Raw genomic sequence first — 26,086 nt, forward strand, 5'->3', positions numbered from 1 at the left:
GCGCCAACCTCTAAAGAAAGCTGATAAACTTCCTTGAACTCAACGCCATATTTAAAACATCTTTGAAAAAATCGCGACAATAAAATCAAACTCAAGCTATTTTATCCCCCCGTAACTGAATGGTTACGTTTTGACATGGTTTATGGTTGACTAACATCTCCAACTCGTAGCATAATTTAGGAAATGCTAAGAAGCGCTAAAACCAACAATTCATAAAGTTGACCTCACAGCCAACCAGAGAACGTGGGGACGGGGAACAACAATGCCTATGGGGACTATTAATCTTTCAAACGAAGAATTAGCGATACTTTGCAGGTTTATGGGCTTTCCTGATTTTTTCTCTGTGGATTGGTTAACCGTATCTCATGATCTACTCCCTTCAAGATTAATTTCAGTAATCTCATTTCTTGAAAAGCGGCGATGGATTTCCGTGAACTCGGAGCGACTTTACGAGTGGACACCAAAATTCCCACGAGAAGAAATCTTAAATGAAATTCCGGCGCTGGAAATGTCTAGATATTACCGTGAAGCATTAAACACACTCATAGAACATTTGCCCAAATGTGGAGAAAGCTCGTTGAGGCTTGCCAAACAATGCCTATTAGCAGGAATTCAGAAAACCGATGTCGATATAATTTTTGAAGCGGCCATATTTCATGAAAGAAGTCACAACATCCGCTCAGCCATTGAACTGTATGATCACCTGTTATGCTTCGCTAGAGACCTCATTTTCGATAAGAAGGACGAGAACTCCTCTGACCTGTGTCAGATATTTATCAAGTCAGTCGAACGGCGTGCGTCCCTTTCTCTGTTTCACCCCAATCTTAAAAAGGTCTATCATTTTCTCGGTCTAGCTTTAGATCTCGCCGTAAGCATCGGGGATGTCCGATCAGAGGCAGCGTTACAACTATTGATTGGTCAAAACTGCTGGATGTCGTTTCAATATGATAATGCCTTGAACCATTTTCATCTCGGTTGGATGATTATCAATAAAATAGACGACGACGAATTGCGTAAGAGAGGCCTTAAGTTACAGGGATTATCGTATTGGATTCGTGGTGAGTTGTCAAAAGCGATACAAGCTTATGAAGCTTCGTTGGGAGAACTGGAATTAGTGGCAGTCGAAGATTTTTCCCTTCTTACCGCTCTCAGCTTAACCCTCTGTTACAGCCAATTAGGCATGCCTCAGCGAGGACTGGGTCTTTCCGAAACCATTTACAATCAAGCCATGAAAAACGAAAACTGGCCAATTGCAGCCTACGCCTTGATTACCACAGGAACAATTCTTCTTCAAATCGAACAGAGAAAAAACAGCTACAACTACTTTTCGATGGCCCTGGAATTATCAGCCAGGGAAGGGATCCCTATGGTAGAGGTTATTGCCGGCCTTGGTCTATCAGATCTTGAATGTTTGGAAGGTAATTTCGACAAGGCAGCGGAATATTTCAAAGTCCTTTGGAAAATTCCCAAATCGAGTTGGTATCACGCACTCAACATTTCACACACTTATGAAGCGGGCTTCCTGTTATACAGGAAGGGGATCTCACCGGTTGAGCTAAACCCCGTAATACATTATCTCAGTGAGATTACTAAGGAGCAAACAAGCCCACTTGCCTATGGAATAGTCCGTAGGATGCAGATCAAACATTTGGAGGAAGACAAATCACCAAAAGAGAAATTGATGGCTCTTTTAGAACTTGAGAATTACGTCGAACAAATGGGACCAACTTTAGATCTGGCCAAAATAAGGATAGACATTGCCAGGATCTATCTCCAGATTAATAACTGGCAGCAGGCTGAAAATTATGGCAAAAAGGCGTGGGAATTTCTTAAACCTATCGGAAGAGGGGCCTTTCCGTCAGACCTGGAACATCTGATTCCGCACGAGAATGAACCCAGTGAGGATTTATTTTTCGACTTTCTCACAGAAATGAGTGTGGCGTTGGCGAACCAAGAGAATTTAGAACAGCTCTTGGCAAATATTATAACTTCCATATCAAGGCTGACGGGAGCCGAGCGGACCGCCATTTTCATAAAAAACAGGATTTCTCATACAATTGATTTAGCAGCTTCAAGAAATCTCATTAAAGAAAATATCATCGATGAGAGTTTCAGGGAAGCCATGGAAATTATTGAATCTACTATAGATACCGCTGATAGCCAAACGACCTGGTATGAAATAAACAAATGTGAAGCCCACACTCCTCGCCGTGCAATCGTTATCCCTCTTATGATAGGCCACAAGGCCATTGGAGTCCTTTACCAAGACAGCCGTTTCTTCTCGTTTGACACAAACTCTTGCAGAATAAAAATGTTGTCACCTTTAGCTTCTCTGGTTGCAATATGCATGGATCGCTTCCACGCCTATGAGAAGATTGACAATCTCAACAAAAGACTCGCTTTGGGAAATAGGCATTCCAAAAGCGAAAAAGAAGAGGTTCAGCCCTTAGAAGAAATCTTAGGGGACAGCGATTCTATTATTAAACTCCACGGTCTTATACGTAAAGTTGCGCCTACTCAATCAACTGTTCTCATTTATGGGGAGACGGGTGTAGGTAAAGAGCTTGTAGCCAGAGCGATACACCGCGAGAGTTTAGTGAGAAAAGGCCCGTTTATAAGAGTCAATTGCGCTGCCCTTCCAGATACTTTGATAGATAGCGAACTTTTCGGCCATGAAAAAGGTTCCTTTACTGGAGCGATCAGGACTAAGCCGGGACGGTTCGAACTGGCAAACAAGGGTACTATTTTCCTGGATGAAGTCTCTGAGTTACCGCTCTCAACCCAGCGCAGATTACTTCGAATATTGCAAGAGAAGGAATTTCAAAGAGTCGGGGGAACAGCTACGCTTCATTCTGACTTTCGCCTTGTAGCCGCAACGAATAAGAACCTCAAAGAGGAGATTGATCAGAAAAGATTTAGGGCAGACCTTTTTTTTCGCATCAATGTTTTCCCAATAAACGTAATACCATTGAGGGAAAGGAAAAAGGACGTACCCCTACTTGCGGAACATTTTCTGAAACATTTTTGCGCTAAGTACAACAAGAGTTACCCGGGGATTAGTGACTCTGAAATGGAAAAATTAGAGGCTTATTCATGGCCGGGAAACATAAGAGAACTCTCAAATGTAATAGAACAATCGGTCATTTTAGGTGAGTCTCAAATAGGTTTCCCAGATCAGGGAATTTATGAAGACCTAAAGACTCAGGATAATTTACTGATGGATATGAAAGAGATGGAAAGGGCCCATATAACCAAAGCACTAAAAAGGGCCAACGGAAAGATCGGTGGGCGGAACGGCGCATCGACCATTTTGGGCCTCAAAAGGACGACCCTAATCCATAGAATGAAAAAACTCGGGATCGCGGTACAAAAGAACCCATCGTAGTCCGCAGAACACCATATGGAGCCGCTTTCCCAAGTTCGGAAATCATGACATCATGAACGAACGCCTCTTCTGTTCAGGCTTTCCCTTGGACCGAAGTTTTCGTCCAGAGTTCTTGAATCTCCCGACCAATTCCTTTTTCTTTGTGTCTGCTGATATGACGGGTTGCTTCTCGTCCAGATACGCCTTGGCTTTCAAGTTGATGCGCTCAAATTGAGCATTACGGTCCGGATGTGATGTCCCTTCTATGGTCTTCTTGTTTGCCTAAAGACTGTACCCCATTTCGTGGAGAAAAGCTCGGCAACCATACTGCGATTTGTCCTGTGGCCCATATTTTGGAGTTCATCCGTTAATTTTCTGACACTCTTCCACGTCCATTTTAATGGCGACTCTGGATCGCCACAGGTGGATGGTTTTATGAGTAAGTTCCAAACCCCCTTTAAGCGTGGGGGTCTTTTTCTACTGTCTTCTTTCGGCCCGCACCCTTTCTGTGAAATCGCCCTGTGAGAAGAATTTCAGGTTGCTTCAGTTCTTTAATGCCCTCAGCGATTGCTCGAAGCGAAACGCCTGCCTCGCGATTGACTTCCGATTATACCGACATATCCGAAACATTCGGCTTCTGCGGCCACCGACAGGCGTCTTACCGGTTCATCTACAATTGCAACTAGAAGATCGAATCCTTTCTTGATATAAGAGCACTCATACGCACGGTCTATAGTAAAAATACCATAAGTTGTAACACTTACTTGATGACATTCACTAAGTGGGATTTAACCCTCGGTTTTGGCTACAATTCAGCGCCTGTTGATTTTTGTCATAACTCGCATTTTAATGAATTATTTACGAATCTTGGCTTTCTAACCAAAATTATGACTTAACGAGGTTTGCGATGGTTCTTCCCATAAAGACAGCTCATCTCAAGCGATATAGAGACATTGCCTTGCTACTGGTGAGATACGGCTTCTACGATATCGCGAGGAAAACCGGTCTCGACAAGATGCTTGAAAAAAGCCAACGCGAGGCATCCAGAGTAACATTGGAAGGGGAAGAACTGGCCAGGGACCTTGAGACCTTGGGGCCGACTTTCGTGAAGCTGGGACAATTTCTTTCTACCAGACCCGATATACTTCCTCGAGAATACGTTGACGCTTTAGGGCGTCTTCAAAGCGAGGTCAAAGGTTTCCCTTTCGAGCAGGCTCAGGAGACTGTAAAGGCCGAGTTGGGAACAGAAGTTTCAGTGGCGTTCAAGGAATTTGACCCAGAACCCATTGCAGCCGCTTCCATCGGTCAGGTCCATCGCGCTCTGACTCTCGACGGCCGGACCGTGGTCGTCAAGGTGCAAAGGCCAAACATCCGGGAAACTGTTATGACTGACCTGGAAGTAATTGGCGCTATCGCCGGGTTTGTCCAAAAAAATACCGAGATCGGTGAGTTGTATGGTGTCGATGACATGTTTCAGGAATTCAATAGCAGCATGTTGCGCGAACTCGACTACTTGCAGGAAATGAGAAATTTGATCACCCTTAGGAAAAACCTTCAGGAATTTAATAACATCGTGGTCCCCATTCCAATTGAAGCGCTTACTACCCAACGAATTCTGACAATGGGTTTCATAGAGGGTACAAAGATAACGCTATTGTCCGATTCCATCCAACCCAGCCTTGACCGGACTCTGTTACTGGAAGACACCTTTCGGGCATATTTGAAACAAATCCTGGTTGACGGCTTCTTTCACGCGGATCCCCATCCTGGCAATCTTGTGCTTACGAAGGATGGCCGAATCGGGATACTGGATCTGGGAATGGTGGCTCGGATTACGCCCGGGATGAGGGAAAAGCTGATACGATTTCTGGTTGCCATGAGCAACGGTGAACCTGAAGATGCGGCTCGCATCGCCGCTTCAATTGGCGAGAAGATGGACAACTTCGACGCATCCAAGTACTATCGTCGTACGGTTGAACTCATTTTCCGATACGGTAATACAACTCTGGGACAAATTCAGATGGGGAAGTTGATTCTTGAGTTCACGAGTGTGGCCAGGGAATGCGGAATAAGGGTCCCAAAGGATCTTGCTATGCTCGGCAAGACAATTCTGCAACTGGACCAGGTCGCCGCGGCCCTGGACCCTGACTTCGACCCCAATTCCAGCTTACGTAAATATGCTGGACAGATTATGCTTCAGTATCTAACCGGCCGTGTCACTGTTGGCAATGTTATTTCGGGAATTTGGGAATTTAAGGATTCGATTAGCAACCTGCCCAAGTCTTTAAGCTCCGTGCTGGAGCAAATGGCCATTAACAGGTTCCAGGTAAAAGTTGACCTGCTTGATGAAAACAGATTTGTAGGTGGAATGCAAAAAATTGCCAACAGAATCACTTTAGGATTATTGTTGGCGTCCCTAATCATCGGAGCCGGATTAATGGCGCGGCTACCTACCACTTTTCAGATTCTGGGCTATCCTGCCATAGCAATCATATTTTTTCTTATAGCTTCGGCGGGAGCCGTCATCCTGATACTACACATTTTAATTTACGACGAAAAACCCAAAAAACTGAAAAAGAAATGAACAGTTTGACAATAGAACCGATAGCTAAAAAATATCCACCCGATTTTGACAACCATTCTGACAAAACTCATAGTGATTTCTAGAACCATGATCGAATGGTTCCTGTTGGATAGAATCCATGCATGAGAAATCAGAAAACGATCCTTTCTGGAGTTGGCACGCCGATGTGTTTCATGTGGAAAGGCGCAAGCTCGTATTGATAACAAACGACACGACTTTGTTAGCAATGTTCGTCCCTGCCCTCAGAAAAAAAGATTTTGAATCATTTCATAGCGTGATTGGGGAACATCTGTTCAAGAATTTACTGTATGAATATTTATGAATTAAGCCATGATTTGAATAGAGTCACATTCAGCGCACCAAACCGGAGGCGCCCAATTGATGTGTTCAAAGAAAAATTAAATGATCCGGCTAAGTGACGGCCTATAAGCGCAGCCGATTGTCTCATTCCTGTCGCCACATCAAGTTAAAGGAGGATTTCATAGCTTCTATCGCCCTTCGAAGAAGGCTATGGCCCTCTGAAGTTCCGAGAACTCGTAGATAATGTAATCCGGCTCAACCCCTTCCGCAGTTTTCCGTCCCTGATTGGAGGAAAAGAATACCGTTTTGATTCCCAATTGTTTAGCCCCGTAAATATCGCGGTACATGTCGTTTCCTACAAAGATGACGTTCTCAGGTCGCAGGTCGAGCACGCTCAAGGCTGCCTTGAATATCCGTTTGTCCGGCTTTCTGAAACCCAAGTCGCCGGAGACGATGATGGGATGGAAGTAGGCGTCAATGCGAACCGCCCTCATTTCCCACAGCGCCCAAGCGCTTTGGGCGTCGGAAAGGGCCGCCAGTTTGAAACGTTGGAACAGTTCATCCAGAACGTTCTGCACTTCAGGATAAAGCTGCAATCGGAAACGAGATAACCCCCGGAACATTTCCGCTAAAAAAAGAGGCGTCCAACGCAGTTTATCAGGAGGCAAGACACTGGACGCTTCCGGCCTACGCCGGAGGAATTCCCTCCACACCTCCACGGCGTCGAACTCAGGGAAGGCTTCGGCGCTTGCCCTTTTCTGTTCGTTCATTATACGGAAATATTCGTCTCGCGCCTCCCACCGGTGGACATATATCCCCTGGTACGTAAGGAAATGGCTAATGCCTCGATAGATTTCCTCGGCGCCTTCATCAGTATGGATATCGATAAGTGTGCCGTTGACGTCGAAAAGGATTCCCTTAATCTTCATGGCAGTGCCCTCAGAATCTGTTTGGCCTCATTTACGAGGCGCCGGCGGTAGTCCTGGTTAATCCAGGTATTTCGAGCGATCCTTAGCAGGGTGATCCCCATATAAAACGGTGTACGCCGGGTGATGGCCCTGAAGGCGCTCATTCTATCGGGAAAGTGGCAACAATATTCCCAGAGAAAATGCCCGATGAAGGGTTCCGCCGCGTGATGGTCCCCCGTGCCCTGTAAGAAGAAATGCTTTAGTTCGCCGCAAAGCCTACCAAGATCGAACGAGCGGTCGGCCCATTGCATACGCTCCAGGTCAATGGCCATGATGTTGTCGCCCCTGCCTATCAGGAAGTTGGACGGGGTGACGTCGCCGTGGACCAGAACCGCCCGGTCTTCCCACATGCATCCCCGGTAGCGCCATGCCTCGCGCAGGTGGTACAGTTCGCCGGAATGTTCGTGTCCCATGCCCCACTTGACGATGAGCGAATTGAGCAACCGCCCCATATAGGCATAGCTGTGGTCGAAGTTGACAGGCCAATCGCCCGCCGTAAGGTTGTGCATAGACGCCAGGAAATGCGCCAGGGCGGAGAGTTTGCGATACAGTCGGTCACGCCTGGCCAAGTGAATGGCGTCGTTTATAACTTCGCCCAGAAGACCCCCATCCAGGTATTCCACAATCAGAGCGGCGCCTATGGCCGGGATAAACCCCAGGGGTTTGACCACACAATGCGGGGGCGTATCAAAGCCCAGGGAGCGGAGGAATAGGAGGTTGTTGTATTCCGTTTCCCCCGTTTGGGAAGGGTACGAACTTGGATTACGTTTAACGGGATGAAATTTCCCTATCACTCGGGCGCCGCTGTGTTCCTCCTCGTAAAGGTACACGTGACGGGAGTTGGGCGGTTGGAATACACGGAAGACGGCATGATGTGGGGAAACGCCCAATTGAGGAATGATCTTATCCCGCATATAAGCGTAAAGGGGATCGTCTTGGGCGAGATGTCCGAGATACCTGCCGATCATCGTGAAGCTCCGGACTTGCAAAAAATCTTAGCCAACCATACCGCCTATGATGAAGGCGCTGCGGCGCGGGAATGTCCAATCACAACACTATGGCACAGAAGCCCAAACGAACAAAGAGAAAGCATCCCAATTACATAGCTGTTACTCAAGATCCAGGAATCTGTGAAGGAACTCACAAAAAGCTCAATTTTTGCGCCTAACCGCCTGGAAGTTGGATTTGCCCCTTATGAGTCAGCAAACCTACACTTTTTCCCCTTTATCGGGGAGCCTTTCAAGAGGCGGCTGTAACGGTCTATCGTGTGGCGGTTCGGGAGACCGGGCATTCTAAGATAGCTTAACCGACTTAACCTGTTACCATATTATGATATAAATTTAGATACATAGGATAATAATATGTATCTATTTATATTATTTATGAATATGTTTCATTTATAAATCAGCGGAACATCTTTAGTGTTTCGTTGTCACTACTCAACAATGAGAAAAAATCCTGACGGAGAAAGAAGGTATTGCAGATGAAACGCATCAAACAGCTTATTATCGCAGCCCACACCCTTCTGAAAACGAATGTTGATGTCGAAGCCTTCAGGAGTTGGAAAAAGAGTTCTATAGCGGCGCTTGTTGCTTTGTTGGGTCCTTCACATTACTACACCGAGAATTTTTTGAGATTCACAAAGGAAAAGAACCGTCGGGGCCTGCTGGCTGGAGCGGGGATACTGACAGCGGTCGAGGAACAATTCGCTTAGAACCTGAATTGACACAATAGACAAATGTTGGGGCGGCGTCACTGATTCTGACTGGAATTATTCAAATTTCTCGTCACTCACACCCTCGAGTTCCATGAGCCTCCGCTCTTGCTCCTTGAGCGATTCTTCCAGTTGTCTGAGTCGGTTCCTGAAATATACTAAAGCCGACCCGACAAGTCCCACAAACAGTAGGCAAACAACAAAGATGTTGTCAATCTTGTCCGCGAAGAGCGCCGATAAGAGCGGAGCCATCACCAGATACGTAAAAATTACCCCTTTCAGTTCGTCAAGCTGTTGGCTCGGAAGGTCTTTCATGACCATAACCTCAAAGGGTTTCCAATTTGAGTTTACTGATCCGCCATCTTGGTGATTCGGACCTTGCTCAGCTTTTCCAGACTCTTCCGCCTCCATTTCATTGAGAATCTTTTCCGCATCCTGTCTGAAGTCCGGATTAGGCCCCGGAGTGAACCAGCGAACCGTTGTCGGGCTGCTGAAAAAGCATGTATTTGCAGATCTCTGAGCCTATCTCACGGCGCCATACCCGGTCAAGCACAATATTCCGCAAGGCGCCTAGCCATTGACTCTTACTAACTGAAGATTTATTTCGTACCATATGGTCGGTACTATAGAAGGAAAAATGGGAGCTACGTCAAAAGGTGAAAAGACTCGTGCCGGAGTGCTTGAAGCCGCTAGGCGCCTGATTAATCAAAAGGGGTTTCGCAGCACGAGTATCAACGACATCATTCAGACCACCGGCGTCAAGAAGGGCAATCCGTACTTCCATTTCGGCAGCAGGGAAGAATTCGGCATGGCGAGGCTGCGCTGGTAACCTCAGGGCGTATGAAACTATACAGACAAGCGCACACGATGTAATCGGTCATGAGGGGTTTGTATTCGCGAAAAGCGCATATAAATCCAATTACGGAAGTCAGATTGCCGGCAGTGTGGACGGACCATTAAAGCCAGCGCAGTGAGTCGCGATCAATGTAAATGGCTCGGGCTGTTACGAAAGGGAACAGGATGGATCCCATAGCCGAACAATCGGGAGAGCGCTCAAGGGGAAACCTGATGAGCGGCTTCGCCCGAATAGTCGTCATCCTAATCATAGCAGTTGTTTTATTGTCGTCTCTGCTGCTCCTGCCAGTCAAGCAGTATCTGATCTCCGTCCTGGAGTGGACACAGGGTTTTGGTATTTGGGCCCCCCTATTTGTGGCTGGATTCTACATCCTGGCAGCCGTCTTGTTCTTGCCTGGTTCGGTAATCACACTCGGCGCAGGTTTCCTGTTCGGGGTCCCAATTGGTTTTATCACGGTTTTGATTGGGGCAAACCTTGGAGCGTGGGCTGCGTTTCTCGTGGGTCGAAGCATTGCCAGAAATTGGGTAGAACAAAAAGTAAAGGGAAATCCAAAATTTGCCGCCATAGACCAAGCATTGGGTCGAGAAGGGTTCAAAATTGTTCTGCTGCTGCGATTGAGTCCGGTGTTTCCTTTCGATCTCCTCAACTATGCGCTCGGAATTACGAAAGTCTCTTTCAGAGATTATGCGCTGGCATCACTGATAGGAATGCTTCCCGGTACTCTAATGTACGTTTATTTCGGCTCAGCGGCAAGGTCTCTCACAGAAGTGGCTGCCGGCAAAGTCGAGGGAGGCATCGCAGGCCAAGTGTTCTTTTGGTTTGGATTGGCCGTTACAATCGCAGTAGCATTGTTTGTCACGAGGCTTGCCCGCAGGAGCCTGAAAGAAGCAGAGGCATCGGTCGTGGATGACCCAAGAAAATCCCAAGCTCTAACTCCACCTTTTTTCGAGGAGAAAGTCGAAGTTCTCCCTGATGACGCACACAACCGAGAACTCATATCTAACGTACATCCGGCAAGTTGGCTTAATCCCCAACCCGCAGATCGCTATAACCTGGTAGTCATTGGAGCGGGCACGGCAGGGCTCGTTACCGCAGCAGGCGCTGCCGGACTCGGCGCAAGAGTAGCCCTTGTGGAGCGCAACCTTTTGGGAGGCGATTGTCTCAATTACGGTTGTGTGCCTTCTAAGGCCTTGATTCGATCATCCAGAGCGTACGCGGAAATCCGGGACTCTCATAATTTAGGAATTGCAGTTCCAGGAGAAGCGGCAGTTGATTTTTCCCTGGTGATGGAGCGCCTGAGAAAACTCAGGGCTAAGATCAGTCATCATGATTCTGCACAGCGGTTCAAAGATCTGGGCGTGGATGTTTTCCTCGGACACGCAAGATTTACCGGCCCGAAGACAATAGAGGTTGATCGCAAGACCTTGCGGTTCAACAAAGCGGTCATAGCTACCGGCGCTCGGGCTGTCCGCCCAGGAATCAAGGGTCTGGCCGAGGCCGGGTTTCTTACGAATGAGACGGTGTTTTCCCTCACCATAAGACCTGCGCAACTTGCCGTGATAGGGGCCGGCCCCATAGGATGCGAAATGGCGCAGGCATTCCAGAGGTTGGGCAGTCAGGTGATCCTTTTCCACAAGAATGACCACATACTCGACCGTGAGGACAGAGACGCTGCGGAAATTATCCAAAGCAGATTCATAAGAGAAGGGGTACGGTTGCTTCTAAAAAGTGATCTGAAAGAGGTCCAGGTTGTAAATGGAGAGAAGATAATACATTTTGAGGTGGGCGGAGTGCGGAACTTCATTGTGGTGGACGAAATTCTCGTAGGCGCCGGCCGGGCGCCGAATGTTGAGTATCTCAATTTGGAATCCGCAGGAGTTCAATATGATACTCGCAGGGGAGTTTTCGTCGATGACTACTTACGGACCACAAACCCTGCAATATTTGCCGCCGGTGACATCTCAATGAACTACAAGTTTACCCACACGGCGGATGCCGCTGCTCGCATCGTCATCCAGAACGCCCTTTTCAAGGGATCAAAGAAGCTTAGCGCTCTCACCGTACCGTGGTGCACGTACACCGATCCCGAAATCGCACATGTCGGGATGTATGAGAAAGACGCGGCGAAACAGGGCATAGAGGTCGACACGTTCGTAAGGCCTCTGGCTGAAGTTGACAGGGCTATCCTTGACGGGGAGGACCAAGGGTTCGTCAAGGTTCACGTGAAGAGGGGAACGGACAAGATCCTCGGAGCGACAATTGTAGCGTCTCATGCAGGCGAAATGATAAGCGAACTCACGCTTGCCATGGTGGGCAAGGTGGGGCTCGGAACAATTTCCGGCGTCATCCATCCATACCCGACGCAAGCCGAAGCGATCAAGCAGGTTGCGGACGCGTACAATCGCACCCGTTTGACACCGTTTATCAAGAAGCTCTTCAAGAAATGGCTTTCTTGGACTCGTTAAGTCGTGATTCCACGTTCGATATTTTCCGGAGGAGACACATGGATACCTACTATGATCCCAAAGACCTGCCGAAATTCGCTGACATCGGCGAAGAAGCCCCCGAGCTAGCAAAGAAGTTCTTCGATTACTACGGAGCGGTGTTTGCTGAAGGGGAGCTTACTGAGAGAGAGAAGGCTCTAATCGCATTGGCCGTGGCCCATGCCGTCCAGTGTCCATACTGTATTGACGCTTATACTCAGACCTGTTTGGAAAGGGGGGCCAGTCTCGGTGAAATGACTGAGGCTGTTCACGTAACGACGGCGATCAGAGGAGGAGCCTCCCTCGTTCACGCAACCCAGATGAGAAAGATCGCCAAGAAGCTTTCCATGTGAGCCAGGGAGGGCGTTATGGTTCCGGAACTGACGTCAGCGGATACATTGTCAGACGCTGAAAGATCCTCAGCCCATGGGTTAGAGCCATTTTCAGGATGTTTGGCCAGACACGGGCTTGAATTGAATAGAGGCCAAACTAATACGCTACAAATCAACGTGGGATTGATTTGCAATCAAGTATGCAGACACTGTCATCTGGAAGCGGGCCCCAATCGCTCGGAAATCATGAGCAAGAAAACCATTGAGGAGGTTGTGGCTTACGCCAAAAGAGCAAGCTTCCCCGTGGTAGACATTACCGGCGGCGCTCCTGAAATGAACCCCCACCTGGGCTATCTCATTGAAAACATAGCTCCTGTTGCCCCGAGGCTGATGATGCGGGCAAATCTCACGGCTTTGGCCAAGGAGAACACGGACTACTTGCTCCGTCTGTGCATGGCGAATCGGGTGGTCATTGCGGCGTCGTTTCCAGCCGTGAGCGCTTCGCAGACTGATTCTCAAAGAGGGAAAGGCGTGCTGGAAAAAAGTATCACCATGTTAAAGAAGCTCAATGATCTGGGTTACGGGAGAGACGGAACCGGGTTGGAACTCAATCTGGTTTCAAATCCCACAGGAGCGTTCCTTCCGGCATCGCAGGATCAGGCTGAAAAAAGGTTCAGAAGGTACCTGGAAACAAAATGGGGGCTCTCCTTCAACAACCTGTTCACGTTTGCGAATGTGCCATTGGGAAGGTTCCGCACCTGGCTTGCGGACTCAGGAAACCTGGATTCATATATGAAAAAACTATCGGCGAGCTTCAATCCTTGTGCGGTTGAAGGTCTGATGTGTCGAACATTATTGTCCGTGAATTGGGAAGGCTATTTGTTCGATTGCGATTTCAACCTTGCCATGGGGGTCTATCTAGCTGGTCGTAAGCGACATATCTCCGAGATGGATGATTTGCCGGAGCCTGGGACACAGATACCAACAGGCAATCATTGTTACGCCTGCACAGCCGGGTCGGGATTTACCTGAGGTGGGTCGATAGCGACCCAGGTGGGTTCTTGAGAAACGAGGCGAACATGTCGGTCATGACCTTGGCTGTGCCTCAATAGCGAAGCCATCACCGCTTCATGACCGAATAAACGAAAGGACTGTTACAGTGCCCAGAGACCTTCCGGTAGGAAATGGAAGACTTCTCATATGCTTCCGTGAATATCGAATCAGGGACCTGTATTCCCCTCACGTGGGACAAGAGAATCATGTCAATTGCAATTATTGTCGCTTTGGAGTGTGGGTTGACGGTCGATTCTCTTGGATCGAAGACGGTTGAAAATTGGATCTCCGACCAATTTGCCTATATCGACATAGTTTCGGAGAAAACGGGCCACACGGGCTCTGAAATCAACGTATTCGAGGGCAGCGGTTGTTCCAGTATAATCCGATGAACTGTAACTTCAAGAGACGTATTCATCGCACGTTCACAACAAATATTCTGTCTTCAGGCAGGTAAAAATGGAACTCTTGCTTAGCACAAAGATTGAGTTTCTTGTAGAGACCATTTGGAACTGTTATCTCAACACGCTTCTCAGAATTCATTGGTAGGACCATGATCGTGAGAGTAGCCCCGTTTTCAAAAACCTCCTGGACAATCCCTTTGATCAAATTGCACGAATCCTGCTCAACATGTTCCAGTGGAAGAATTTCTATGTCTTCGGCCCTGACACCAAGAATGAATTCAGCCTCTGTTGCAATCTTCGTGTTTTTGTCGCGAATAAATAATCCTTCTCTTGAAACAGTCAAGGTTGTATCAAGTTCACAACAATAAAGCGACACTGATTCTCCTGTGATCTTTTTGATTTTGCTGGAGAATTGGTTTCTTATTCCCAAAAAATTTGCAACCTCCACACTCTGGGGGTATTGGTAGACTTCTCTCTTGCTGCCCTGCTGACAGAGGTTGCCGTCTATAATAACGCTTATGGCGTCACCAAGAAAAAAAGCTTCTTCGAGATCATGAGTAACCATCAATATGGCAAGGTCGTATCTTTTTTGTAAATCTTTAAGAAGATACCACAATTCTGTTTTGAGGCTTTCATGAAGGGCTGACAGAGGCTCATCCAGCACCAGGTATTTGCCTCCCGAAACTATGGCTCTAGCAAGTGCGGTTCTTTGGCGCTCACCCCCGCTCAAATTTGCTATCCGTCTGTCCAATAGATGCCTGATGTTAAAGGAGTCAATTAGTTCCCGAACAATACCTGTTTCTGAGTTCTGTTGCTTGCCTCTAATTTTTATCGGATAGAGGATGTTTTCGCGCACGGTCATGTGTGGGAATAGCGCCAAGTCCTGCGGCACGTAAGAAAGTTCACGCTTTTCTATTGGGAAGTCGGTGATGTCCTTGCCCTCCAGCGTTACCTTTCCTTCTGTTGGGTTTCGCAACCCGATGACGGATTCCAGGAGGAGCGTCTTGCCACCACCGGTAGGCCCAAGTATCACGTGACACGAGGACGGAAGAACTTTTAGGGAAACATTGCTCAGGAGAAAACTTCCCGCCTGGACTGAGAGGTTGGCTACCTCAAGCATAGGAGGCGTCTCTGGAGAGCAGGCGGACGACATAGAGGATGCTGAGCCCGATGGATACCAAGATCAGGATTAAGATTACGGATCCTTCTATCTCTGCGCTCGAAAGTCTCATAAATATTGCAATTGGAAGAGTCTCGGTTTTCATAGCCATAGACCCGGCGATGGTAATTGTCGCCCCGAACTCACCCAGCGCCTTTGCCCACGAGAGAATCAAGGAGGCCTAAATGCCTCTTTTGCTCAATGGGAGAGTAATAGTGACGAAAGCCTTGGCCGGGGATGCGCCTAGTGTCCTTGCGACCGCTTCATACCTGCATGGTATCTCGTCCATCGCTGCCTTAATCAATCTTGTGGTAACACCGCACACGGTAAGGAATTGAGCCAGGACAATTCCGTAGAAAGTGAAGACGAACTGAGGCCCGTGGTCCTGTATCCACAAACCGATAGGATTATTAAAGAAAATCAACAACATTGCGCCTAGAGCCGCCGGTGAAACTATCATGGGTAGCTCAAGAATCGTGTCGACAGCCCTCTTGCCCGGGAAGTCATATCTGGACAAGGCAAATGCTGATGGAATAGCAATCAGTACGGACAGGAGAGTGCTGATAGTAGCGGCGATAATACTCAAGCGTATGGAAAAGAGCGTTCTATCGGAGCGTAGGGTATCCCACAATGTCTCGCCCCGAAAGAAATAGAACAGGGACAAAATAAGAAGCGCATAAATACCGAACGTGGCGATTGAAAATGCGATTGAAATGTTCTTGAAGGTCATCTTTTGATCCAGTCCTGTGGGACCAAGTACTCACCACCTACCGGTTTTTTCTCCCCGACCCACGCAGTGGCCTCCTCGGCGCTCATGAAGTAATGGTATTTCTGAAAGATTTTCTTGCCATCCTCTGACAACAGAAAATCGATAAATTTCTGAGCAAGTGGCCGGTTCGAGGTGAACTTCGATATTGCAATAGGAATATATCCAATCCGAATTACTTGGGTCTTGTCGAGCGGGATTGTCTCGATCCGCCCTGGATCCCAATAGTGAAAAACTCTCCAACCAATGACGGCGTCGGCTGCTTTCAACGAGATTGCTGTAGCGGTCTTCTCACAGCTCTCTGTGTAGTTAATGAGATTTTTTCTGAAAGCCTCTTTCTCTTGGGACGTGAAGAGCGCTTCGACGAGTTCAACGGCATAGGCTCCTACGCACACCCCTTCAGGGTTGGCTATGGCCACCTTGAGATCGGGTCGTGTGAGGTCTTTGAGAGTTTTGACGTTCTTGGGGTTTCCTTTCTGGACATTAATTGCCGGAACGAGATACACAACATTCTTCTCTGTTTCAGGAAAAACCATGTCCTTCTTCTTGGCCACCTCCATGTAATCCGAGGAGCCGGGAAAATAGAGGTCCCCTTTCTTGCCCAGCATCATTTGGGAAAGAACAAAACCCGATCCGCCGAAGATCACATCAACCTTAACGCCGGTTTTGGCCTCAAATGCTTTTGCCGCGTCTTCCGTAGGCGGCTTGCTTGCGGCACCAGCGAATACCATCAATCTGTCTTCCGCTAGACATTTCTCAAGACATCCAGCAATCCAGATGCCCAAGAGAAGGTTTACTAACGTAAAAATAAAGACTAGTCTTCTGTTCATACCATATTCTCCTTTTCTATACGAGGATTTGGGGGCTCAAGCAAATGTGACTCATAAGGTTTTCGCGTTCCAGTTTAACCAAACGACCGTAACGTTGACTTTTGCGTAGCCTCCAAATCGATCTGATTCTCTCGCCAGCTTTGTGGCGGCACGTATCATATCCCTAGATCGGGCCGCCCAATAGTGCGTCCGGACTAGGATATTCAGCCGGGTTGCGAAGTCCGTTCCCATCTCAAATTAGATTGGTATTGATTAGTCAATACATGACTAGTATCACAAGATCATTAAAATCACAATTGGATACAACAAAGGCGACAAATCAAAAAGGGCAGCGCAAACCACTCCTTTGTGTTGACCAAGCCACTTTTCTCGCGTAAATGAGATTGACTTTTGCGCTTGCGCTTAGTAATTTTTCTTCAGTTAAAGTAACTGGGGATGGAGTTCCCCCTACAAATGCCAAAAGGCTGATAACTCCTACCGTGTAAACTGCACGGTGGGAGATCGACTAATATATAACCCACCGTCCGGTGGGTTTTTTATTTCCCCCCGCAATACAGGTTGTTTGCTGCAACAGTTATTGGAGGCTTTTATGGAAAACGCTTGGTATGTGGCTACAATTTGGATAGGTTTAGCGCTCGTAGCCAGTATTATTTCAATTCGGACCGCAATCTCTGTGGCGCTTGTAGAAATTTGTGTCGGGGTTGTGGGGGGTAACTTTCTTGGATTGGACCCACATTCGGAATGGATAAGTTTTCTAGCCGGGTTTGGGGCGATACTGTTGAGGTTTCTGGCAGGCGCGGAGATTGAACCGGATGTTCTCCGAAAATATGGAAAGGAAGCCCTCAGCATCGGGCTGATAGCTTTTTTCCTTCCCTTCCTGGGGACCATGGCATACGCCTATTATGTGGCCCATTGGGCCTTGCAGGCTTCCATGATTTGCGGGATTGCGCTGTCTACTACGTCAGTAGCAGTTGTCTACGCAGTCATGGTAGAGACGGGATTCAACGAAACTGAATTGGGCAAGCTGATTCTTGCCGCTTGCTTCGTAAATGATTTGGGTACGGTGGTGGCTCTTGGGGCGATATTCGCTAATTACAACTATTGGTTGATCGTTTTCGCCGTTGTAACGGCCGTGGTTATGTTTGTTACTCCGTGGTTCATCCGCTGGTTCCTGAAAATTTTCAATAACCATGTCAGTGAGCCTGGAATAAAGCTTATATTTGTATTGCTGTTTGGCCTTGGTTGGTTAGCTACACGAGCAAATAGCGAGGCGGTACTCCCCGCGTATTTGTTGGGACTGGTGGTCGCAAATATTTTTAAAGAAAATCGTGAAATGGTAAGGCACCTTCGAACCGCTACTTTTGCCCTTTTAACGCCGTTCTATTTTCTCAAGGCGGGGACCATAGTTTCTCTTCCCGCAATATATATGGGCTTTGGTCTGATAGTGGTTTTGCTTCTTGTGAAAATGGTGACGAAATTTATTGGTGTCTATCCTCTAACCAGGGTTTTCAACTTGACCGGTAGGACAGGAATGTATACCACGCTGCTCATGAGCACCGGATTGACTTTCGGCAGTATTTCGGCGCTGTTTGGTTACACGCGGGGCATTATTACGCAGGACCAATATACGATCCTTGTCACTGTAGTTATCGGTAGCGCCGTCGTCCCTACTTTGATTGCGCAGTGGTTTTTTCAGCCCAAAGAACGGGACATGAACTTAACCGCTTCAGTAAAAACAGTCTGTAAGCCTGCAATAGAAATTTCCATGAGTGAGAAAGGATGACAACCATGCTGAAAAAAATACTGGTCGGGCTCGATGGGTCCAAAGGATCGTTCAAAGCGTTGGGCGAGGCGATGTTATTGGCGATACTTGCTGGAACTGAAGTCCACACTATATCCGTGGAGGAGGTTCCACGCTACCCAGGGACAATAGATGAGGTTATAGCCGGAAAAGAGGCTGCGGATACCGTCTACGCTTCAGTGATAGAGAAGGCCCAATCGATGGCAAAAGACCAGGGGGTAACCCTAAAACCTTTTGTAATGATGGGACACGAGGTAAAAACCATCGTAGAATTCGTTTCTCAAAATCAGTACGACCTGCTTGTGATAGGTTTCATGGGACATTCCGCTCTCTATGATAGAGTGATGGGCGGTACCTGCCAGGCATTAGTGCGCCTTACTCCATGTCCTGTGCTGGTTGTAAAATGAGATCATCTGATAAAATTTAAGTTCATAGCCAGGTACAGGAACTGAACCTGAAGAGGGTTCAAGGTTTATTATACAATAGGAATTTCTCCGTGAAAAATCACTTCAACAATATTAGAGAAGCCTGTGATCTTTCAAAGTTAACAGCGACCAAATTTGTGGTCTTGGTCGGCATCGTGAGTTTGTTTTCAGACATGACATACGAGGGGGCCCGAAGCGTCACCGGTCCGTTTTTAGCGGTATTGGGAGCAAGTGGGACAGTAGTAGGCATTGTCGCCGGTCTTGGTGAATTTGTCGGATACGCTTTACGCCTTGCTTCAGGATATTGGGCCGACAAGTCACAAAGGTATTGGACCATTGTGTTCCTGGGCTATGCAATGAATTTACTCGCAGTTCCTCTCCTGGCCCTTGCCGGTCATTGGGAAATCGCCGCTATTCTCATGGTAGTCGAAAGAATGGGTAAAGCAATAAGGACACCAGCCCGCGACGTTATGCTTGCCTGCGCTTCAGATCAGATCGGGCGTGGATGGGGATTCGGGTTACATGAGGCGTTAGATCAGATTGGCGCTATTCTGGGGCCACTGGTAGTTGCTGCAGTCTTTAGTTTTAAAGGAACGTATCAGACGGGATTTGCTTTTCTTCTGATTCCGGCCCTGATCGCTCTTACTGTTTTATTTACAGCGTCGCGGCTTTATCCAAGGCCTCAGGACTTGGCTTCAGCTACCGTCCAGATTGAAACTAAGGGATTTCCAAAAGCATTTTGGATATACATCGTGGCAATTGGTTGTATTGCGGCAGGATTTGCGGATTTTCCTCTCGTGGCTTATCACTTTAAAAAGGTCGCGTCGGTCCCTGAAGAATGGATTCCCCTTTTCTACGCCATAGCAATGGGGGTTGACGCATTAGCCGCACTAGTTTTCGGTCGTCTTTTCGATAGGCTTGGTTTTTCGGTCCTAGTGTTTTCCGTAATCCTTTCGGCGCTGTTCGCTCCCCTGGTTTTCCTCGGGGGGTTCTACTGGGCTCTAGCTGGAATGGCTCTATGGGGCGTGGGCATGGGAGCGCAGGAATCGATTATTCGAGCGGCTATCGCCGACCTTGTCCCTACAAATAGATTGGGATTTGCATATGGGTTGTTTAATACCTGCTACGGTTTATTCTGGTTCGCCGGCAGCGCTTTGATGGGTGTGCTCTACGACACGTCTTTGAATGCGCTCATCATTTTCTCAGTCGCGATACAGATAATATCCATCCCATTGATCGTTATGGCTAGTAAGAGCTTAACAAGACATGGAATCCAAGCATGATTACAATGTGGTAACTGTTGCAAAGTGACCAAACATTTGATGTTGTTATCTCCAGCGGGGTCTTCAACCTCATACCTGAGAAAACGAAGGCTCTCTTGATCAAGAAACGAAGCATTTGATCGCCTTGGGAGCATCTCTGGCTTCAGGCTGTGAACCTTGAACCCGCTATTGCCTTGCCGTTGCGAGGCAAAATGGCGCAACTAAGATTCAAATTCTTCATCAAAATTGCTTGGCATCCAACACAGTTGGCTCAGTCCAACACCTAAAAAGGAAAATGCAATGGCAGACGTCAAAATCAATCGGCAACAATGGGATGCTCTTTCTGAGGAAGATCAGAAGACCATCACCAAAGGACTGCGGGCAAGCGGGGCGCTGAGAATCGGTGATCACATAGTTGGCGACCCAAGTCTTCCTCCCTTTGATGAAAAAACTCATTTTCAACCAACGGATATTCTCAAGGATTTTTGCAACCTAGCCTGCGACGTAGCCGCTAAAAACGCAGAAGCATGGTGTTACGCTAATGCGGGGGATGCGTTGCCAGTTTGTTTGGCTGCCGCTGAAGCTGCTCGTCAACTGTGCCGGGACAGGTGTTAGAGTTTGACAGTATCAGTGCTCAAGGTGGCGTGCTTTTCACAGCTCGCCCCTTGAACAATCACGGGGGCGCAAATTATCTGACAAGCTTTGCTCTAGTAGTATTCCGGTTGCTCCAGGCCGCGGCCTCCTTCGATTACCACGACCCTATCCGAGCATTCTACTACCGACTTCCGGTGTGAGATGAATACCACTGTCATCTTTCCCCGTAAGTCTTGCATGGCCTGGATGATCCGTTGCTCATTTTTTGCGTCCAGATTGCTAGTCGCTTCGTCCAGCAGAAGCAAAGTGGGCTTGCGCAATAGCGCTCTTGCCAGAGAGATTCTCTGCCGCTGCCCTCCGGAGAGCCTCACCCCGCGATCCCCCACGATTGTCATAAGCCCCTCGGGGAATGCTTTGACAAAGTCTGCTGCCGAGGCCATTGTCAGAGCGTTCCAGATATCTTCTTCTGAACTCTCGGGCGAGGCCCATCGCATGTTCTCCTTCAACGTCTCATGGAACAACAGGCTCTCCTGAGGAACATAGCCTACCGATTTGCGCCAGGAATGCAAAACGCTGCCCTCAAGTGGCTTGCCGTCGATAAGGACCTGACCAATATCGGGAGTCAACAAGCCGATCAGCAGGTCCGCAAACGTGCTCTTGCCACCACCAGACGGCCCAAGAATGACCGTCGTCTCTCGGGCTTGAATAAACAGATCAATATGGTCAAGAACAAAGTTTCCGTCTTCCTTGTCATATTTAAAAGATACGTCTCGAAACTCTACGGCGTTTTCGAGTTCTATCGGGTTCACAGGACCGTATATCTGCGGTTCCTCGGCTGCATGAAACGTGTTGGCCATGTCCAGCGCCGCTTTGTACGCTGGCAACATATTCAGCGTCCCTTGCCATGTCCGCTGCATCCACGAGAACATGGGCACAAGGCTGGCAAAGAGGAAAAGCATGATCAGGAGTCTGGACACCGGGATTTGAAGTATTTGAACTCCCACAAGAAAAAATACGCTCACTACAACGACTCCACCAATTTCGTAATACATCCCAGTAGAAGAGAGAATCCCTGCAAACCGATTGGCCTGTTGCTCAAGCTTTCCGCTCAATGCGCAGAAACTCCGAATGTGCCTATCTTCCGCTCCAAAACTCTTGGCAACCTTCATTCCAGACAGATGGTCCATTAAAACGCCAAATAAGGAGGCCATGGTCTGACGCCATTCCTCACCAAGCTCATAAGACCTGCGGTTGAGCGGCCTGAGAACCAGAATCAATAATCCAGAACTGACAATCGCCACGCAAGTGAGAGGAAAAGACAACATCATGGCTAGGCCAATATGCACAAAAACAACGAATACCGAGCTGATCAGCGCAAAAAGCCCGTACGTTCCGTTATCTATGGTCGCGAGATTTGATGTCATAACATGATTGATGTCCGATCCTCTTATTTGAATGAAACGGAGCCATTGAACCCGCGCCATGGATCTAAACAGATCATCACGGAGCTTGCGAGTGAATGCATGAGCCAGCTTTGAATTGAGTATGGTGGACCATCTTTGTATCACGGCGTATAAGGAGACGATGATGACATACATGGCCAACACCATAGTCAAGCTGAGTGGAAGACCTGTGAAGCGCCATATCTTGCCGATTATAGCGACAATACCTTCAGGAGCGGAATCGCCGATTCCGATCAATTGCAGGAATGGGATCAGCATCAGCAGTCCGATCCCCTGTGTGAGCCCCATACCGATCAAAACCGCGATGGCAAAGTAGGCTCTTTTCCCCGCTTGGTGGAACAACTCTCTCAGGTATTCAAGGAATAACTTGTTTTTTGGGGATAGATCAAACATCATTTTTCTAACGGAGAACAGAATGCTTGTCCATAACCTTATGAAGCTCCTCCAGCGCTGGGAGCCACTCTGCGTCGAGGATCACTCTCAGGATCGTCTCTCTCCCCAAACCTGTAACGCAGGAACAGCAGGACCAGTATTGCAATGGGAACAGCCAGATCGCCTATCCAAAGAACTGGCCCAGCATTGTATACTGCCAGGTTCCCGTGTGTACTAATGTCCCATAGATGCCCGAAAGCGCATCCTAGCAGAAAGACTGCGCTGCCTATGCCTGTCGCCGTCCAAAACCCCTGTCTTAACCAAATACAGAGCACACCGCAAACTCCCCAGCTCAGGTCGGCAAGAGCTACCTCAAACTGAAAGGGGCTTCCAGGCTGCCAACCGATCTTGCGGGCTATCTCATCGGCCATAAATGTGTGTCCGTACCACGCCAATAGAAGGCCAACGCCGATGTTTATAACGAGCAGATACAGAAGGAGGAGTTCAACGGTTCTGGCTCTTGTACGGGGTTCCCTTCCCAGGAATAGGTGAACGGCAAAACCAATGAGTGACGCTAACAAGAAAATGACCGCCAGCATCATTACCTCCTGTGGGTCTATAGAACAATCAGATCTCTTCAGTTAACATTCATATCATATCCCCTCATACTCACTGACATAAATTTAAGGGATGTTTTCCAAGGCACAAGGATCAGCTTCAGATAGTGGGGGTATAATGTTTCCGGCCCAATTGTCCCCGTTTCCTGCAAACAAATCACTTTTTTCAAGAGTCTCGTCATCAATCCTTTACTTTCCAATCTTTCCACACCTTACCTACTGAATCAGGACTGGGCTTGGGGGTCGGTTCACTCATTCACGAAACTCCTCTCTGATGCCTTTCTATAGGCGTCTGAAAAAAATTTATCCCCGTTCATAAATGCATCACCCCCTTATTAGTCTTCCTTCCAGCCCGTCAAATTACAAAGTGATTGGGTTCATATACCCCAAAGTCTTTCCATTACGATAATCAGAGGGCACGCATGAACTCTACCAAGTCTGCCTTCTCCTGGGACGTCAGATTAAGTTGCTGAATCATGTTGAAAAATTCTACTGTGTCCTCCAAAGTGAGTAAGCGCCCGTCGTGTAGATACGGTGGTGATTCCTTGATACCCCTGAGAGGAAATGTCTTTATGGGACCATCGGCAGAAGCCATTCTCCCGTTGATCATTCGCGGTTTGTAAAAGCGCTCGGTTTTTAAATTATGCATTAGATTGTCGGTATAATAAGGCGCTGGGTGACAAACAGCGCATTTGGCTTTTCCGAAAAATAGCTCCTGTCCACGCAGTTCTGATTCAGTTGACTTTTTCGGATCAAGTTTTCCATAGATATCAAGTTTTGGAGCCGGTGGAAAATCCATTATTTCTTGAACTTCCGCCATGAAGTGAACCTGGCTGCCTCGTTCCAGAATATTTACGCCCTTTTTCGTCGCTATCACTGGATCTCCATCAAAATAGGCGGCACGCTGCTCAAATTCCGTAAAGTCTTCAATGCTCTTCAACGCCCTTTGAGATCCGAACAACCGCTGAATATTGACGCCCCGGAGGCTAGGAGTATCAAGTCGGTGGCGATACTCTTGCGGTCGCATGTCTCCAACAAGATGCGTAGCGCCGTTTGTATGACCGTTGATATGGCAGTCAAAACACGTCACCCCACGACTGGGACGCTCTGAACGGCGGTCGTCCGTCTGGTTGAACTGCTGCTGGGGAAAAGGGGTTACTAGAAGGCGAAGACCTTCAAGCTGTTTCGGGTTGAGAATGCCGTTGAACAGTTCAAAGTAGTTTTCTATCGTTACTACTTTACCTTGGGATACATCCCCTAGATCTGGGCGTGTAGTCAAGTAGATGGCAGGAGGTAATTCCGGCATGAATTGCTCTGGAATGTCGAAATCCAGGTCAAAGCGGGTTAAGTCCCTGCCTTCCTGTTTCTTGATCTCCTCGATAAGAATCTTGGGAAATAACATTCCGCCTTCGGGTTGGTTTGGATGAGGAAGTGGGAAAAAGCCGGCAGGAAAGATGTCTTTATCACGGATTTCTTCAGGAGTCATGTTGGCAAGCTTTTCCCAGGTCACGCCTTGAGGCAGTTTAACCCTAACGCCCTCTTGAATCGGCTTTCCACGGGACATCGAAATAGACTTTGAGGGGCTGTTTTTAAGATCATAGCGGGTGTTGAGGAGGTCCAACTGTCGTTTCATGATCTCAGGTTTGGCGGCTGTCATTCGAGTCATGATCGTGTTGAACGGTTCAGTAATTACCACCGGTAAATAGCTTTGCGGCTTCATGGTCGACTCGGCGTAGGCCAGAACTGAAGCCATAAAGAGTGAGCAGACAATCATCCAGGTTACAAAGGAAATTTTCGTGGACCATGTTTTCATCGATTTGTTCCTCCTTTTCAATAGCGAACATATGGTAGCCTAAACATGGGGGAATTAACTATTCTGGATCATCCCCGGCTGTTATCCCGCGGTAGTTTTGCAATAACCCCCCGGGACATTGCCGCTAGGGGTTCCACCGGAAAATCAGGTTTGGCGGAGAAGGGATGGATTCAGGACCGCCAAAAGCTGTAGTAAGGGTCGTTTTTTTTGTTCCGGCTAAATCTCCTCCTTTCTTGTTGAGTATTCTTGTCTTCCCCCCAGATCGTAGATTATCCTATGTAGTAATCATTATCATGGCTACAAGTTATCTCATGGGAAATTGAGCGTCAAGCCCAATCATCGAGATCTTATTCCAAAAAAATCAAAACGTGCAGAGATCAGCCTAAGTAAAGGGTTATAGTAAGTTATGGTCGATCTGAATATCGGACGACCGGGGTTTGGGCGCCGGACGTTGAAACAACCTATCTCTTGTTCTTTTCTCTGGAACAATGCGAGCATATTCCCCGTATCTGGACGTGTCTCGTTTCGGGACATCCCCATTTTGAAATTTCAGGGGGAAGACCGGCATTATCAAAACCAGGCCAATAAAAATCTGTGAGGCTTTTACAAACGGTGCAGAACAAGTGGTGATGAGGTTTGAGATTTGGATCGAACCGTGTTTTATCTTCGCAGAATGATACTCTCGAAATTATTCTACCGCTTTCAAAAGTAGCGAGAGTCCTATAAACGGTATCCAGGGAAATGACAGGCAGGCGATCCTTGACACGGTTGTAAACATCGTCGGCGGAAGGATGATCATGAGCGCCAATTACTACGCGAAAAATCTCCATTCGCTGGGGAGTAACTTTGATACGTCGCTCCCTGCAGACGGTTCTAAAGAGTCCAAATTGCTCTTCAGTCAATTGCTGTGATTGGTCTTGCGTCAC

General features: G+C 47.8%; 25 protein-coding genes, 1 pseudogene and 1 riboswitch. Of the genes and pseudogenes, 16 read left to right on the forward strand and 10 right to left on the reverse strand.

The window, feature by feature from the left end; translation table 11 throughout:
* The first annotated feature begins 262 nt into the window (after window positions 1-262).
* The 3 genes from WC647_14760 (at window position 263) to WC647_14770 (ending at window position 6,270) form a co-directional block, all read left to right on the forward strand.
* Window positions 263-3,385 (forward strand): sigma 54-interacting transcriptional regulator, encoded by a 3,123-nt coding sequence (locus tag WC647_14760; GenBank protein ID MFA6223568.1) that lies wholly within the window; start codon window positions 263-265, stop codon window positions 3,383-3,385.
* 886 nt (window positions 3,386-4,271) lie between these two features.
* Window positions 4,272-5,948, forward strand: coding sequence for an AarF/UbiB family protein (locus tag WC647_14765; protein ID MFA6223569.1), 1,677 nt, complete (start codon window positions 4,272-4,274; stop codon window positions 5,946-5,948).
* Between the two features lie 118 nt (window positions 5,949-6,066).
* Window positions 6,067-6,270 carry a hypothetical protein gene (locus tag WC647_14770; protein ID MFA6223570.1) on the forward strand — a complete coding sequence of 68 codons (204 nt, stop codon included), beginning with the start codon at window positions 6,067-6,069 and terminating at the stop codon, window positions 6,268-6,270.
* Window positions 6,271-6,436: 166 nt separating this feature from the next.
* Here the strand turns inward: WC647_14770 and WC647_14775 are convergent, their stop codons facing one another.
* Together WC647_14775 and WC647_14780 are read right to left on the reverse strand one after the other, a co-directional pair.
* Complete coding sequence (locus tag WC647_14775; GenBank protein ID MFA6223571.1) at window positions 6,437-7,177, reverse strand: HAD family hydrolase; 741 nt, start codon at window positions 7,175-7,177, stop codon at window positions 6,437-6,439.
* On the reverse strand, window positions 7,174-8,046 hold the full coding sequence (locus WC647_14780) for an aminoglycoside phosphotransferase family protein (protein MFA6223572.1): 873 nt from the start codon (window positions 8,044-8,046) through the stop codon (window positions 7,174-7,176). Before WC647_14780 ends, WC647_14775 begins: the two co-directional genes overlap by 4 nt.
* Between WC647_14780 and WC647_14785 the strand changes: the two genes are divergently transcribed.
* Together WC647_14785 and WC647_14790 are read left to right on the forward strand one after the other, a co-directional pair.
* Window positions 7,993-8,322 carry a hypothetical protein gene (locus WC647_14785; protein MFA6223573.1) on the forward strand — a complete coding sequence of 110 codons (330 nt, stop codon included), beginning with the start codon at window positions 7,993-7,995 and terminating at the stop codon, window positions 8,320-8,322. The genes WC647_14780 and WC647_14785 overlap by 54 nt on opposite strands.
* Before the next feature lie 377 nt (window positions 8,323-8,699).
* A complete protein-coding gene (locus WC647_14790; GenBank protein MFA6223574.1) occupies window positions 8,700-8,930 on the forward strand; it encodes a hypothetical protein in 231 nt (76 codons plus the stop codon).
* Between the two features lie 57 nt (window positions 8,931-8,987).
* On the opposite strand, the gene WC647_14795 is transcribed toward WC647_14790, so the two are convergent.
* Window positions 8,988-9,245, reverse strand: a complete 258-nt coding sequence (locus WC647_14795) for a hypothetical protein (GenBank protein ID MFA6223575.1) — start codon at window positions 9,243-9,245, stop codon at window positions 8,988-8,990.
* Between the two features lie 322 nt (window positions 9,246-9,567).
* Between WC647_14795 and WC647_14800 the strand changes: the two genes are divergently transcribed.
* From WC647_14800 to WC647_14820, 5 genes are all read left to right on the forward strand, one after another.
* Window positions 9,568-9,759: a helix-turn-helix domain-containing protein gene (locus WC647_14800; GenBank protein MFA6223576.1), complete on the forward strand. Its 192-nt coding sequence runs from the start codon at window positions 9,568-9,570 to the stop codon at window positions 9,757-9,759.
* A 191-nt stretch (window positions 9,760-9,950) separates the two neighbouring features.
* Complete coding sequence (locus tag WC647_14805; GenBank protein ID MFA6223577.1) at window positions 9,951-12,251, forward strand: FAD-containing oxidoreductase; 2,301 nt, start codon at window positions 9,951-9,953, stop codon at window positions 12,249-12,251.
* 38 nt (window positions 12,252-12,289) lie between these two features.
* Window positions 12,290-12,622, forward strand: coding sequence for an arsenosugar biosynthesis-associated peroxidase-like protein (locus WC647_14810; protein ID MFA6223578.1), 333 nt, complete (start codon window positions 12,290-12,292; stop codon window positions 12,620-12,622).
* Between the two features lie 15 nt (window positions 12,623-12,637).
* The gene (arsS, locus tag WC647_14815; protein MFA6223579.1) at window positions 12,638-13,633 is read left to right on the forward strand and encodes an arsenosugar biosynthesis radical SAM (seleno)protein ArsS; all 996 of its coding nucleotides are present in this window, start codon (window positions 12,638-12,640) and stop codon (window positions 13,631-13,633) included.
* A 152-nt stretch (window positions 13,634-13,785) separates the two neighbouring features.
* Window positions 13,786-14,046: a hypothetical protein gene (locus WC647_14820; protein MFA6223580.1), complete on the forward strand. Its 261-nt coding sequence runs from the start codon at window positions 13,786-13,788 to the stop codon at window positions 14,044-14,046.
* Between the two features lie 22 nt (window positions 14,047-14,068).
* On the opposite strand, the gene WC647_14825 is transcribed toward WC647_14820, so the two are convergent.
* Window positions 14,069-15,178 (reverse strand): ATP-binding cassette domain-containing protein, encoded by a 1,110-nt coding sequence (locus WC647_14825; GenBank protein MFA6223581.1) that lies wholly within the window; start codon window positions 15,176-15,178, stop codon window positions 14,069-14,071.
* 50 nt (window positions 15,179-15,228) lie between these two features.
* Between WC647_14825 and WC647_14830 the strand changes: the two genes are divergently transcribed.
* Complete coding sequence (locus WC647_14830; GenBank protein ID MFA6223582.1) at window positions 15,229-15,402, forward strand: hypothetical protein; 174 nt, start codon at window positions 15,229-15,231, stop codon at window positions 15,400-15,402.
* Here WC647_14830 and WC647_14835 read toward each other — a convergent pair.
* Together WC647_14835 and modA are read right to left on the reverse strand one after the other, a co-directional pair.
* Entirely contained in the window at window positions 15,399-15,947 is a 549-nt protein-coding gene (locus tag WC647_14835; GenBank protein MFA6223583.1) for an ABC transporter permease subunit, read from the reverse strand. The genes WC647_14830 and WC647_14835 overlap by 4 nt on opposite strands.
* Complete coding sequence (gene modA, locus WC647_14840; protein MFA6223584.1) at window positions 15,944-16,813, reverse strand: molybdate ABC transporter substrate-binding protein; 870 nt, start codon at window positions 16,811-16,813, stop codon at window positions 15,944-15,946. Before modA ends, WC647_14835 begins: the two co-directional genes overlap by 4 nt.
* Window positions 16,814-17,235: 422 nt before the next feature.
* Window positions 17,236-17,297: riboswitch (Fluoride riboswitch) on the forward strand.
* A 105-nt stretch (window positions 17,298-17,402) separates the two neighbouring features.
* Between modA and WC647_14845 the strand changes: the two genes are divergently transcribed.
* The 5 genes and pseudogenes from WC647_14845 to WC647_14865 all read left to right on the forward strand — a co-directional run bounded on the left by WC647_14845 (window position 17,403) and on the right by WC647_14865 (window position 20,916).
* Window positions 17,403-18,596, forward strand: coding sequence for a cation:proton antiporter (locus WC647_14845; GenBank protein MFA6223585.1), 1,194 nt, complete (start codon window positions 17,403-17,405; stop codon window positions 18,594-18,596).
* A 5-nt stretch (window positions 18,597-18,601) separates the two neighbouring features.
* Entirely contained in the window at window positions 18,602-19,021 is a 420-nt protein-coding gene (locus tag WC647_14850) for a universal stress protein (GenBank protein ID MFA6223586.1), read from the forward strand.
* 89 nt (window positions 19,022-19,110) lie between these two features.
* A complete protein-coding gene (locus WC647_14855; GenBank protein MFA6223587.1) occupies window positions 19,111-20,322 on the forward strand; it encodes an MFS transporter in 1,212 nt (403 codons plus the stop codon).
* An 82-nt stretch (window positions 20,323-20,404) separates the two neighbouring features.
* Window positions 20,405-20,566 (forward strand): annotated as a pseudogene (locus WC647_14860) (carboxymuconolactone decarboxylase family protein).
* A 35-nt stretch (window positions 20,567-20,601) separates the two neighbouring features.
* Window positions 20,602-20,916, forward strand: a complete 315-nt coding sequence (locus tag WC647_14865) for a hypothetical protein (GenBank protein ID MFA6223588.1) — start codon at window positions 20,602-20,604, stop codon at window positions 20,914-20,916.
* A gap of 92 nt (window positions 20,917-21,008) precedes the next feature.
* Here the strand turns inward: WC647_14865 and WC647_14870 are convergent, their stop codons facing one another.
* The 4 genes from WC647_14870 to WC647_14885 form a co-directional block, all read right to left on the reverse strand.
* Entirely contained in the window at window positions 21,009-22,751 is a 1,743-nt protein-coding gene (locus WC647_14870; protein MFA6223589.1) for an ABC transporter ATP-binding protein, read from the reverse strand.
* A 38-nt stretch (window positions 22,752-22,789) separates the two neighbouring features.
* On the reverse strand, window positions 22,790-23,329 hold the full coding sequence (locus WC647_14875; GenBank protein ID MFA6223590.1) for a DUF6790 family protein: 540 nt from the start codon (window positions 23,327-23,329) through the stop codon (window positions 22,790-22,792).
* A gap of 427 nt (window positions 23,330-23,756) precedes the next feature.
* The gene (locus WC647_14880) at window positions 23,757-25,160 is read right to left on the reverse strand and encodes a cytochrome B6 (GenBank protein ID MFA6223591.1); all 1,404 of its coding nucleotides are present in this window, start codon (window positions 25,158-25,160) and stop codon (window positions 23,757-23,759) included.
* A 461-nt stretch (window positions 25,161-25,621) separates the two neighbouring features.
* Entirely contained in the window at window positions 25,622-26,086 is a 465-nt protein-coding gene (locus tag WC647_14885) for a transcriptional repressor (GenBank protein ID MFA6223592.1), read from the reverse strand.

The organism is Desulfomonilaceae bacterium (assembly GCA_041662605.1).
Lineage (GTDB): Bacteria > Desulfobacterota > Desulfomonilia > Desulfomonilales > Desulfomonilaceae > CAJBEZ01.